Annotated in this window: 11 protein-coding genes; 8 read left to right on the top strand and 3 right to left on the bottom strand. The window is 36.5% G+C overall.

Annotation, left to right across the window (positions count from 1 at the left end):
- Window positions 1-173 precede the first annotated feature (173 nt).
- A complete protein-coding gene (locus ACVWXS_RS17565) occupies window positions 174-374 on the bottom strand; it encodes an alpha/beta-type small acid-soluble spore protein (RefSeq protein WP_068986358.1) in 201 nt (66 codons plus the stop codon).
- A 186-nt stretch (window positions 375-560) separates the two neighbouring features.
- Here ACVWXS_RS17565 and ACVWXS_RS17560 point away from each other — a divergent pair, with 186 nt between their 5' ends.
- From ACVWXS_RS17560 to ACVWXS_RS17550, 3 genes are all read left to right on the top strand, one after another.
- Window positions 561-1,055, top strand: coding sequence for a YehS family protein (locus ACVWXS_RS17560; protein ID WP_068986357.1), 495 nt, complete (start codon window positions 561-563; stop codon window positions 1,053-1,055).
- A gap of 211 nt (window positions 1,056-1,266) precedes the next feature.
- A complete protein-coding gene (locus ACVWXS_RS17555) occupies window positions 1,267-1,464 on the top strand; it encodes a hypothetical protein (RefSeq protein WP_068986356.1) in 198 nt (65 codons plus the stop codon).
- A gap of 285 nt (window positions 1,465-1,749) precedes the next feature.
- On the top strand, window positions 1,750-2,433 hold the full coding sequence (locus tag ACVWXS_RS17550; RefSeq protein WP_456959402.1) for a hypothetical protein: 684 nt from the start codon (window positions 1,750-1,752) through the stop codon (window positions 2,431-2,433).
- A gap of 247 nt (window positions 2,434-2,680) precedes the next feature.
- On the opposite strand, the gene ACVWXS_RS17545 is transcribed toward ACVWXS_RS17550, so the two are convergent.
- Together ACVWXS_RS17545 and ACVWXS_RS17540 are read right to left on the bottom strand one after the other, a co-directional pair.
- Window positions 2,681-4,375 carry a methyl-accepting chemotaxis protein gene (locus ACVWXS_RS17545; protein WP_456959400.1) on the bottom strand — a complete coding sequence of 565 codons (1,695 nt, stop codon included), beginning with the start codon at window positions 4,373-4,375 and terminating at the stop codon, window positions 2,681-2,683.
- A 265-nt stretch (window positions 4,376-4,640) separates the two neighbouring features.
- A complete protein-coding gene (locus ACVWXS_RS17540) occupies window positions 4,641-5,636 on the bottom strand; it encodes a M23 family metallopeptidase (RefSeq protein WP_456959398.1) in 996 nt (331 codons plus the stop codon).
- Between the two features lie 162 nt (window positions 5,637-5,798).
- Between ACVWXS_RS17540 and ACVWXS_RS17535 the strand changes: the two genes are divergently transcribed.
- The 5 genes from ACVWXS_RS17535 to ACVWXS_RS17515 all read left to right on the top strand — a co-directional run.
- Window positions 5,799-7,064, top strand: a complete 1,266-nt coding sequence (locus tag ACVWXS_RS17535) for a saccharopine dehydrogenase NADP-binding domain-containing protein (protein ID WP_456959397.1) — start codon at window positions 5,799-5,801, stop codon at window positions 7,062-7,064.
- Between the two features lie 213 nt (window positions 7,065-7,277).
- Window positions 7,278-9,173, top strand: coding sequence for a PrkA family serine protein kinase (locus ACVWXS_RS17530; protein WP_374967651.1), 1,896 nt, complete (start codon window positions 7,278-7,280; stop codon window positions 9,171-9,173).
- Between the two features lie 189 nt (window positions 9,174-9,362).
- Complete coding sequence (yhbH, locus tag ACVWXS_RS17525) at window positions 9,363-10,520, top strand: sporulation protein YhbH (RefSeq protein ID WP_368638290.1); 1,158 nt, start codon at window positions 9,363-9,365, stop codon at window positions 10,518-10,520.
- A 57-nt stretch (window positions 10,521-10,577) separates the two neighbouring features.
- Complete coding sequence (locus ACVWXS_RS17520; RefSeq protein ID WP_368638289.1) at window positions 10,578-11,981, top strand: SpoVR family protein; 1,404 nt, start codon at window positions 10,578-10,580, stop codon at window positions 11,979-11,981.
- The coding region (locus ACVWXS_RS17515; RefSeq protein WP_456959395.1) for a hypothetical protein at window positions 11,947-12,397 on the top strand (451 nt) is incomplete at its 3' end. The genes ACVWXS_RS17520 and ACVWXS_RS17515, both read left to right, overlap by 35 nt.

Below are 12,397 nucleotides of genomic sequence, written 5' to 3'. Positions count from 1 at the left end.
ACGAAAGAACGAATTCCAATCAAAAGGGATTCGTTCTTTTTAGGAAGCTTTAATAGACGTTGTCGTCTAGGCTAAAGCGCTACATCCCCAAGGTCACTTCGATCCCTCGGGTAAAAGGGTAGAGCGTTTATTTTTGCTTCGGGCTCTTTAGCGCTTTAACGCATTTGTTCTTATCATAAACCTCTTGAACGTTTTTCAGCCATTTCTACGAGGCGTTTTGTAATTTCTCCTCCAACAGAACCGTTTGCGCGAGAAGAAGCTTCTGGCCCTAACTGTACGTTAAATTCTTGAGCAATTTCATATTTCATTTGATCTACTGCCTGTTGTACACCAGGTACAAGAAGTTTATTTGAACTGCGATTATTGTTAGCCATTTTTCTCACCTCCTTGTGATTAGAATGGTCGAGAGTTTACTTTTCATACATTTAAAAAGAAGGAAATGCGCAGTCTAAATATAATAGGAATTTCAGAAAGCTAGCTGAAAAAGTGATGCTCTCTGTTATAATTAAGCCTGGCATTTTATAATTTAGGCTTTATTAATACATAAAGGAGGTTTTTAAATGACGAATAATGATATATTAATTCGTTTGCGATATGCGCTAGATATTAAAAATAAGGACATGGTTGAAATTTTTAAGCTAGGTGGCATGGATTTTACAAAGGAAGAAGTATTGAACATGCTTATTAAAATTAATGATGAGGAAGAAGCACCTGAAGAATACATCAAATGTAATAATAAAATGGTAGAGGCTTTCTTAAATGGATTTATTACATTTAAACGAGGACCACAAAAGCCTAAGCCTGGTGAGCCTGAAGGACCACTACCTGTTTCAGGGAAAGAAAGCCCTAATAATATGCTGTTAAAGAAAGTTAAAATTGCATTAGCCTTAACGAGCGAAGACATGTTAGATCTTTTATATGATGGGGGCGTTAGCGTTTCGAAAGGCGAGTTAGGTGCCATTTTAAGAAATCCAGGTCATCGCAACTATAAGGAATGTGGCGATCGATTCGTGAGGAATTTTTTAAGAGGTTTGACATATAAATATAGAGATTAAAATAATGAATAACAAAGCAGCTGCAATTTTGTAGCTGCTTTTTTGCAAGCGGTTTTACGTGAATTTCTCGATTAGGTTAAAAAATACTGTTAAAAACGAAATTTTCTTAATTAAATCTAGTTGACAAAATGTGGCGAAATTGTGTACAATGTAATTGACACAAAGTTGTCACAAAGGGAAAATAAATGTTCACGAACAGAGGGGTGTTTTTATGTTTGGTTTAGATATTTTATTAGTTGCTATCGCATGTGTTACGATCCCACTTGTTGTTGCTTCAGTTATGTTAGATATCTTTTATGCAGAAAAGAAACAAGTTCGTTTTTCATTACGCCGTACATCTTTGTGGTATGTGAGTATGTTTACTGTATCATTTGTACCGGCAGTCCTAGTTATGACAATAAATGGATAAGTAACTTTTATACGAATAATCATTTAGGGGTGAATGATTATTAAAAAATCATAGTAGCAGCTACAACGTTTTATAATTGCGTTGTAGCTGTTTTTTCTTTATGCCCTGAATAAAATCGAGGAGGATATCTCAAAGATTTACAATCCGTTTCAAAGTTTGATGTTAGTGTTAGCAATGTAGATAATTCCCACAGAAATTAAGAATGAAAAGATAATCGTTAGAATAAAATTTCTACTAATATGGATGCAATTTTTCTATTGATTATCTTTTGAAGGTGGGATACGGATGAAAACCTTTTTTCTCTTTTTTCTAGGGTTTATCTATTTATTACTAGCAAATGCAGTCGAAACAGCCATATTTAGTAAGGTTTATTTCTTAATTGGTTTAGGGCTAGTAATAGCAGGTGTTATTCGGTATGTGAAAGAACGTTATATTTATATTAGCTGGTTGAATGAAATGAAAGAGGCAAGTGAGGAGGAGCTAATGGCTATTCCTCATACACATTGCATCATATCAAATGATTGTTTAAGTGCTTTATTATTAAATGAGCCTACAAATACACTTTTCCTCGCAAGTAGAGAACATTTAGAAGAGGAATTGATTAAACAAGAAATCCCCTTTAATAAAATTTATGAAGTTGCTATAGTAGAGGACGAAATGTATATTGCAAGAACTAGTAATAACTTAATAAGTAGCTCATTACTAGGGGAAGATCACGATATAGAAGAGGAATTAGATGAAGAGGACGCTGAGGATAACGAAGTATCTCAATTGACGTTGAAAATTGTAGCTGATAACTTATCTGACCCTATTTTAGAATATGTTTTTATGGATAACAGTGAGCCGATATCACGGGAAGAGGATGACTATCAAGAAGCGCTAGAGTTATGTGAGGAATGGTTTCAGAAAATTAGTGTTATTATTAAACGCTATGAGCTTGAAAGGGTACCAATTAGACATTGGCAATAAGATTATCTTAAAGTAGAAAGCTATCTCGAACGTAATGTCGAGATAGCTTTTTTCGGTAGAGATTACAAATGCTCTGGTAGCTACTTGAAGTGCTCGGGTGTGCCAGAGAAATGATCAGGTGTCGCCACGAAGTGATCAGGTATCAACTCAAACTGCTCGGGTAAGCCCAGCAGTTTGAGGCGCCTCCAGGAAAGCACCCGGTCGGAACGGAGATCAACCACATGTTAGGTGATGAGCTACTTATATTTTAAATTTTAAATTGCTGTAGTTGTGAGTTTAACTCTTCAGCCATTCCAGCGAGCTGATTTGCGCTCTTTGAAATTTCTTCCATAGTAGCGGCTGTTTCCTCAACAGTTGCTGTTGTTTGTTCAACGCCAGCTGCAGACTCTTGAGAAATAGAAGCCATTTCATCAATGGCTGCATTGATGGATTTGGAACTGTGAGCAACTTTATTTAGATTGCCTGAAATGGTATTTATATTAAGAATCATATCTTCAACAGCTACCGAAATTTGTTCAAATGTTTCATTTGTTTGATCTAGTTGTGCTGTTCCTCTTTTTACTTCCTCATAGCCTGATTGTAAAGCAGTTGTTACATTGCCCGTTTCACCTTGAATACGGTTGACGATTGTTGAAATATCAGTGACAGAGAATTGGACTTGTTCTGCAAGCTTACGAACTTCATCGGCTACTACAGCAAAGCCTTTTCCATGCTCTCCAGCACGTGCAGCTTCGATGGCAGCATTTAAGGCAAGTAAATTTGTTTGATTTGAAATGTCGTCAATGACTGAAACAAGTTTGGAAATTTCAGCGGACTGTACATTTAAACCCTCAACTTTTTTCACTGAATCTAAAACAATTTCATTAATGGCAGCCATTTGTTGTGTGGATTGTACCATTAACTCTTTACCTGTAGTTGTTAGATTTTGCACATGATCGGAGTGCTCTTTTAATTCAATACCTTCTTGTGTTGTTTCATGAATACTATGTTGGAAAGAAGCCATTGTTTCGGCTAAATCACCTGCTGTGGATGCTTGTGTTTCTGTACCAGAGGCTAGTTCCTGCATAGTCACGGTAATTTGTTCTGTACCTGTTTGTACTTCATTAGAAGATTGAGCAAGCTCTTCGCTACTAGCTGCTACTGTTTCGGAAACAGTATGAATAGAGCTGATCGTTTGCTTTAATTTTTCATTCATTTCATTCGCTGAAAGCATTAATTGACCAATCTCATCTTGGTTAGTTATTGGAAGTAGTTCATGTTGTAAATTACCATTGGCTAATTCGCTCATACGCTTTGAGACAATCGTAATTGGCTTAGAAATTTTGCTAGCAGTGATTATGGCAATTAGAATACCTACAATTGTCAATACTATACTAACAATCAGCCCAATTGTTTTATTGTTTAAGCTTGTAGATACTACGTTTTCTCCTACTTTCGTAATTTCAGCTGAGCGAGTATTGGCTAATTTTTCATAACCATCACGAACTTCTGTTACAAGATCATTAGTAGCCGTTAAATTTTTTATTGCTAATTCTTTATCGCCTTTTTTATAGACATCGAATACCTCGGTATTGACACGGTTGCTCCACTCGCGTGCCATTTCTACCAGCTCCTCACGCTCAGGATTTTTATCGTATTTTTCCATGATGCTATTGCTTTCCTCAGCAATTTTACGATGTTCATTAAAAGTTTCTATGTATTTTTCATTACCTGATACAACATAGCTTAAAGCTGCAGAGAGACGAACGTTCACAGACAGTGCTAAATTTTTACTTGCCATTAAGACAATTAAATCTTCCTTCACTAAATCTTCTGCTTGTTTTTCCATCTTAGAATTGGAAATGTAAGTATAGGTATTAAAACAAACAACTAATACGATTAAAAGAAGAAATGCACTTAATATTCGGGCTTTAAGTGTTTTAAACTGAAAATTCTCTTTCATCTTTCCCATCCTTTCCTTTTTCAATTGTTATATTACAAATATTATTTTATAACTAAATCTATTTATAAATAAGTACTTTTGGTGGAAAAAATAAAAATAGTTTTTTAGTACAATAACACTTTGGTGTTAATGATGCGAGTAGTTAAATATATATATATTTAGTAAAATTCTGAAAACTACTTAATGCCTTTATGAATTTTTACCTACCTAATGAAAAGAGCACTTACTGTAAAAATGCAGCAAGTACTCTAAAATGTTTTTGTAATTATTGTTTTGCTTTTTTTGCTAGTCGTTCCCATTGTAGTAATGATGGATACGGATCAAATGCCCATTCTGTACGTCCATTGAACTTATATATGCCATAGTGAAGATGAGGCGGGAATTTTCCGGATGTCCCTTCTTTACCATAGCCAGAGCTACCAACCGTACCGAGAACAGTACCAGGTTCGACAAGGTCTCCAACTTTAATTTTCTTATTATAACTACCAAGATGGGCATAATAATGGTATGAGTTATGATTATCTCGAATTCCTATACGCCAACCACCAAATTGGTTCCAGCCTTTTATTTCCACTACTCCATAGGAGGTAGAAAGTACTGGAGTACCATAGCTAGCGAAAATATCTGTGCCTTCATGAATACGGCGTCCACCCCAGCCCCTATTGGCACCCCATGTACTCCGATAACTGTAATCGTAATTAGTAGAAACGGGGAATGTGTGGGCATCGAGCTCAGTTGTTTTGAAATGACTATACATTTTGGAAATGGTGAAGATTTGATTTACAGCCTGTTCACTTCCGTAATACTCCCATAAAGCTAATTTAAAATCCTCATCACTTGTTCCAAATTTACTTAAAAATGTAGCCATGGAGAAAATTATATCGACATCATCTTTTGGGCTGGCAACTCCGTCACCATTGCCATCTAATCCCATCCCGCCAAAGTAACTAATTGTTTCTGGGCGAGTATCATCTCGTACAGGATTTAAAGCACCTGACCAATATTCATCAGAAAATTGAATGGCAACGATACCATCTCGTTTCGGAATATCTTTACGAACAGATTGCAAATTTCGTTCATATTGGTCAATGGCTGCTAAGAAATGCCATGGGATAAGTAACTCGTCAAATTGTACGTAATAGGCCATACGTTCCTGCACAATTTCTTCTTGGGTTGGTTCTTCTTTTGCTAAAGCAACAGTGGGGAGAGTAAAGCTCCATAATAACATCCATGATAACAGGAAAATAAAATGCCGATTCAATAATGGACCTCCTTTCTACAGTTAGAATAACCGAAAAAGATTTTTTCATAAGTCCTTTTACACATCATAAATTGCCAATCTATAACGCTTATTTGAAAGGTTACTACCTAAGTCAAATGCATTCTAATACATATGCTATTTATAGGAAAGTGAGGTGATAGAATGGTAGTATATAACAATTCTATTACGATACTAGGTAGCTGCGGAGGTGTTGCGAAAGCGGTACTTGCGATATTAAATAAAACAGTTCAAGACAAGTCTGATCCTATTAATCCTATTATCGAAAAAAGCTTAATTCATTTAGTAGACAAAAGAGAAATTGATCAGAAGTCTCTTGCGCATTTATATCCAAATTTAAAAAACCAGCTTGTCATTCATCAATTTGATTTAATTAATCAAGTAGCATTAATGGAACATCTGAAAAAAACAAATACTACTGTTGTCATTGATGTTTCCTGGGCGGATACAGTGGAAGTGATGAAATGTTGTAATAATCTGGGCATTAATTATGTAAATACAGCATTAGAAAATCCATTTATAGATGAAAATGAGGAATTGTATGAGGGTTTTGGATTGATTGAAAGGATTAGGCATTTAGAAAAACACAAAGAGGAAATTTCAAATGCAGTTGCAATAGTGTGTTCTGGCATGAATCCTGGTGTTGTACAATGGATGGCATTTGAATTGCAAAAGGAAGTGGACGACGATTCATTAGTAGCTTGCTATATTGTTGAGCATGATAGTTCTTTCTTTAAGGATAAAAGCAAAGCCAAGAAAAATGTTATTTATACAACTTGGTCACCGGAATGTTTTTTAGATGAAGCTATATTGAGCTATCCCATGTTCATGAGTCAAAGAACTCCGCTATTTTTATACGAAAAAGTGTATGACGTAGAATTTAAAGTGACGCTAGGGGATAAACAATTTTTTGGTTGTTTAATGCCTCATGAAGAAGTGTATAGCTTAGGAAAAATGTTGAATGTGGAAAGTGGGTTTCTTTATAAAGTCAATGAGCATACTACTGAGTTAATAACATCTAATATTGATGATTTAGATGTATTATGGGATTTTGAAATGGAAGTGCTTGACCCACTGAATGCTCCATTGGATGGAGAGGATTTATGCGGTATTTTGCTTGTCTATAAAGGACGGGAGAAATATATGTATAATGTTATGAAAAACGAAGAGATTTTTTCTCAGTTTCAAACGAATGCTACGTATTTTCAAGTTGCATGTGGCGTTTATGCATCTTTAGCTGTCTTACTAAAAGATAATATTGAGAAAGGTGCTTATTATGTTGATGAACTATTGAAAAATACAACTAATCAGTTTGGAGACTACCTAACTTACTATATGAAGGATTTTGTCATAGGTGAAAATAATCAGTCGGATGGATTATTGTTAGAACGTATTAGGAGACGACGTTAAATAATTTTAATCCATCTACTGGACAAAATGTAGATGGATTTTTTAGCTTCATTCAGGGGAATAGGATGATTTTTTTACGTAAAAACCTTTAGTAAATGGTGTAGTTAGGCACTTTGCATAGAAATCTTTAAAGAATGCAAAAAAGTATTCGGCATCATAATGTCATTTACTTCATACTATGTTATAAATCAAGCCCTGAATGGAGGGAAGGCTATCAACATTTTAGATAAAGTGAAAAGCTATCGCGAAGAAGAAAATCGGCTGAAGTGGGAAGGAACATTTGCAGATTACTTAAATATTATCAAGGAAAGACCTGAAGTTGCTCAAACAGCCCATTCACGCGTCTACAATATGGTAAAAAGTGCTGGTGTAGAGGAACGCGATGGGCAAAAAATGTATGAGTTTTTTGGGCAAGAAATTTTTGGGCTTGAAACAGCAATTGAAAGACTGGTGGAGGAATATTTCCATCCGGCAGCACGAAGATTGGATGTTAGAAAACGTATTTTGTTATTAATGGGACCAGTTAGTGGTGGTAAATCAACAATAGTGACCTTGTTGAAACGCGGACTCGAACAATTTTCGAGAACAGATGAAGGTGCAGTTTTCGCCATTAAGGGATGTCCAATGCATGAGGATCCTCTTCATTTAATTCCACATCATTTGCGTAATGATTTTTATGAGGAGTATGGTATACGAATTGAAGGAAGCTTATCGCCTTTAAATACGATGCGTCTTGAAAAAGAGTACGATGGACGTATTGAAAATGTGATGGTTGAACGTATTACTTTTTCTGAAGACAAACGTGTGGGCATAGGAACATTTACGCCATCAGATCCAAAATCACAGGATATTGCTGATTTAACAGGTAGTATTGATTTCTCAACAATCGGAGAATTTGGTTCAGAGTCTGACCCTCGGGCTTATCGTTTTGATGGTGAGCTAAATAAGGCAAACAGAGGTATGATGGAGTTCCAAGAAATGTTAAAGCTTGATGAAAAATTCTTGTGGAATTTACTGTCTTTAACACAGGAAGGTAATTTTAAAGCAGGTCGATTTGCATTAATTAGTGCAGATGAGTTAATTGTTGCGCATACAAACGAAACAGAGTATCGTTCATTTATTTCAAATAAAAAGAATGAGGCGTTACATTCACGTATTATTGTCATGCCAATTCCGTATAACTTAAAAGTGAGTCAGGAAGAACTGATTTACGAAAAAATGATTAAAGAAAGCGATATGGCACATGTTCATATTGCGCCACATGCATTGAAGGCCGCAGCAATCTTTTCGGTTCTAACAAGACTTGAAGTACCGAAAAAGCAAGGTGTGGATCTTATTAAAAAAATGCGACTGTACGACGGAGAAAATGTGGAGGGATTTAATTCCGTTGACTTAGAGGAGCTTAAAAAAGAGTTTCCAAACGAAGGCATGAACGGTATTGATCCACGGTATATTATTAATCGTATTTCTTCTGCTATTATCCGAAAAGAGGTACCATCTATTAATGCGTTAGATGTTCTGCGCGCACTAAAGGATGGGCTTGACCAGCATGCTTCGATCTCTCAGGAAGATCGAGAAAAATATATGAACTATATTGCAGTTGCTCGAAGAGAGTATGATGATATTGCCAAAAACGAAGTACAAAAAGCTTTTGTTTACTCGTATGAAGAGTCTGCAAAAACATTGATGAATAATTACCTCGATAATGTAGAAGCGTTTTGTAATAAAAATAAAATTTTAGATCCTTTGACTGGTGAAGAAATGAATCCTGATGAAAAATTAATGCGCTCTATTGAGGAACAAATTGGCATCTCGGAAAATGCAAAAAAAGCATTTCGTGAGGAGATATTAATTCGTATTTCTGCTTATGCTCGAAAGGGAAAACGTTTTGACTATAATTCTCATGAAAGATTACGAGAAGCAATCCAGAAGAAACTATTTGCGGATCTCAAGGATGTCGTAAAAATTACAACATCCTCGAAAATGCCGGATGAATCACAACTGAAGAAAATTAATGAGGTTGTAGCAAGACTTGTTGATGAACATGGCTATAATACAACGTCTGCTAATGAATTATTGCAATATGTAGGTAGTCTGTTAAACCGTTAATGGTTTCGACCTATTCAATGGAAAAATGAAGACTATTGATAGGAGTGATTAGGAGTGTCCCATTTTAGGGCACTCCTTTTATCTTCATTTAAAAAACGAAGTGTAATTGATTTTACTAAAGAAGTTCAAGAAAGCGAATTACTAGCATAGTATAGAAAAAGCAAATTTGATAGATGGGTGAGGATAAAAATGACTGAACACGAAAATAAACGCTTTGTCATCTCTCAGGAAAATTGGTCCCTCCATCGTAAAGGGCACCAGGACCAGCAACGTCATATGGAAAAAGTGAAAGATGCTATCAAGAATAATTTACCTGATTTAGTTAGCGAGGAAAGTATTGTGATGTCCAATGGTCGAGAGGTTATTAAAATTCCTATACGTTCACTTGATGAATATAAAATTCGATATAACTATGATAATTCCAAGCATGTTGGGCAAGGACAAGGAGATAGTAATGTAGGTGATGTGGTTGCACGTGATGCTAGCAGAGGCAATCAGGCTAATGGTCAAGGAAAAGAAGCTGGTGACAAGCCAGGTCATGACTATTATGAAGCTGAAGTAAGCATGGAAGAAATTCAGAATGTGCTATTTAATGAGCTTGAACTACCAAACTTACAACAGAAAGAAAAAGCAGATATTAAAACGGAAAAAATTGAGTTTAACGATATCCGGAAAAAAGGTCTGATGGGGAATGTTGATAAAAAGAGCACAATCCTTAATGCGATAAAGCGTAATGCGATGCAGGGTAAACCAGAAATTACGCCGATTCATAATGAGGATCTACGTTTTAAAACTTGGGATGAAGTGGAGAAACCTGAATCGAAGGCAGTGGTTCTTGCGATGATGGATACAAGTGGCTCGATGGGCTCCTTCGAAAAATATTGTGCTAGGAGCTTCTTCTTCTGGATGACGAAATTTTTACGCTCAAAGTATGGAACTGTAGAAATTGAGTTTATTGCCCATCATACAGAGGCGAAAGTAGTGACAGAAGATGAATTTTTCACGAAGGGAGAAAGCGGAGGAACCATTTGCTCATCTGCTTATATAAAAGCATTAGACCTAATTCGGGAAAAGTATAATCCTTCTCGCTACAATATTTATCCAGTACATTTTTCTGATGGTGAAAATATTTCAATGGACAATGAAAAGTGCTTGAAGCTAGTCGGAGAGTTAATGGACGTATCGAGCATGTTCGGGTATGGTGAAGTCAATCAGCATAACCGCTTTTCTACACTTATGTACACATACAAAAAAATAGATGACCCTAAATTTAGGTATCATATTTTGAGGAAAAAAGGCGATGTTTACGATGCCTTAAAGAGCTTTTTCAAAAAAAGTGAATCTTAAATGGTGACCGAAGTTGAATTATGGTAAGTAATCATGTTCAAGGGAGGGGGCGGAAAAATGGAAATGAAAGAGCTTCAACGAGCGATTGATGAAATTACAGAAATTGCCTCAAGCTTTGGCTTAGATTTCTTTCCAATGCGCTATGAAATTTGTCCAGCAGATATTATTTATACATTTGGCGCATATGGTATGCCTACTCGATTTTCGCATTGGAGCTTTGGCAAACAATTTCATAAAATGAAGCTTCAATATGATTTAGGGCTAAGCCAAATCTATGAGCTAGTCATTAACTCAAATCCATGCTATGCATTTTTACTTGATACAAATACGTTAACACAAAATAAGTTAATTATTGCACATGTATTGGCGCACTGTGATTTCTTTAAAAATAATGTACGCTTCTCCAATACTAGAAGAGATATGGTGGAGAGCATGACTGCAACAGCTGAACGGATAGCTGGGTACGAGAGGGAATATGGAAAGGATGAGGTCGAACAGTTTTTAGACGCAGTTTTAGCGATTCAGGAGCATATTGATCCATCCCTTTTACGACCAAAATTGTCCTGGAATACGGAGGTAGAATTTGATGAAGAAATTCTTCCAGCAAGATCACCGTATGATGATCTATGGCGTTTAGATGATAAGGAAAAAGAGTATAAATTGATAAGGCGAAAAATAAAGAACTTCCCGCCAAGGCCCGAAAAAGATTTGTTGTTATTTTTAGAGGAGCATAGTCGAGAACTGGAGGACTGGCAGCGAGATATATTAACGATGATGCGTGAGGAAATGCTTTATTTTTGGCCACAATTAGAGACGAAAATTATGAATGAGGGCTGGGCTTCCTTTTGGCACCAACGTATAATGCGTGAGCTTAAGCTAACAACAGCGGAGACGATTGAATATGCAAAATTAAATGCAGGTGTTGTGCAGCCTTCAAAAACATCCATTAATCCTTATTACCTTGGCGTGAAAATTTTTGAGGATATTGAACATCGCTATAATCATCCAACGGAAGAGATGATAAAGTTAGGGGTTCAACCGAACTCAGGTCGAGAGAAGATGTTTGAGGTAAGAGAGATAGAGTCGGATATCTCCTTTATTCGCAACTATTTAACGAAGGATTTAACAAAGCAAGAGGATCTTTATTTGTTCCAGAAGAAGGGCAATGAGTATCGTATTACAGAAAAGGATCATGAAATGGTACGAGATCAGCTCATATCGATGCGCGTAAACGGGGGGTTCCCATATATCGTTGTTAAAAATGGGGATTACCTCCGTAACGGAGAGCTCTATTTATTGCATGGGTATGAGGGAATGGAGCTAGACCCACGCTATTTAGAAAACGTTTTGCCATATATTTATCAGCTATGGGGTCGTCCTGTTCATTTAGAAACATATGTGGATGGAAAGCCAATACTGTATTCATATGATGGTACAAAAAATTATAAACGGAATGTGTGACAAAAAACTTCTATCTGTTGGTATGAAAAATATTCCTGCAGATAGAAGTTTTAATTTTTGCCAGTCTTACATAAAGGTTCATCGCCACTGCGTCACAAATGAGACCCTGGAGCGAGCAGTCAGAAGAACGAAGGCTAAGAGCATCACGTCCTGTGATAACGCCTTCGTGACCTACATCGTGTCGGCCGAAGCGGCTCATTGGACGCCCCCAAGAAGCTTTGCTCTGCGCGAAAGCGAAGCGTCAACAACAAATGTTTTATCTGTGCGAAAGCGAAGCGTCAGCAACAATGTTTTATCTGCGCGAAAGCGAAGCGGCAGCGGCAAATGTTTTATCTGCGCGAAAGCGAAGCGTCAGCAACAAATGTTTTATCTGTGCGAAAGCGAAGCGTCAGCAACAAATGTTTTATCTGCGCGAA

This window comes from Lysinibacillus sp. TE18511 (assembly GCF_054062295.1).
The sequence above is the reverse complement of the archived record's forward strand: the minus strand, read 5'-3'. Positions and strand labels throughout refer to the sequence as shown.

Bases quoted from the DNA above. Each gene is read 5' to 3' on its own strand.
- ACVWXS_RS17550 (WP_456959402.1), top strand. From the start codon at position 1,750: ATGAAAACCTTTTTTCTCTTTTTTCTAGGGTTTATCTATTTATTACTA.
- ACVWXS_RS17560 (WP_068986357.1), top strand. From the start codon at position 561: ATGACGAATAATGATATATTAATTCGTTTGCGATATGCGCTAGATATT.
- ACVWXS_RS17535 (WP_456959397.1), top strand. From the start codon at position 5,799: ATGGTAGTATATAACAATTCTATTACGATACTAGGTAGCTGCGGAGGT.
- ACVWXS_RS17520 (WP_368638289.1), top strand. From the start codon at position 10,578: ATGGAAATGAAAGAGCTTCAACGAGCGATTGATGAAATTACAGAAATT.
- ACVWXS_RS17565 (WP_068986358.1), bottom strand. From the start codon at position 374: ATGGCTAACAATAATCGCAGTTCAAATAAACTTCTTGTACCTGGTGTA.
- ACVWXS_RS17555 (WP_068986356.1), top strand. From the start codon at position 1,267: ATGTTTGGTTTAGATATTTTATTAGTTGCTATCGCATGTGTTACGATC.
- yhbH (WP_368638290.1), top strand. From the start codon at position 9,363: ATGACTGAACACGAAAATAAACGCTTTGTCATCTCTCAGGAAAATTGG.
- ACVWXS_RS17545 (WP_456959400.1), bottom strand. From the start codon at position 4,375: ATGAAAGAGAATTTTCAGTTTAAAACACTTAAAGCCCGAATATTAAGT.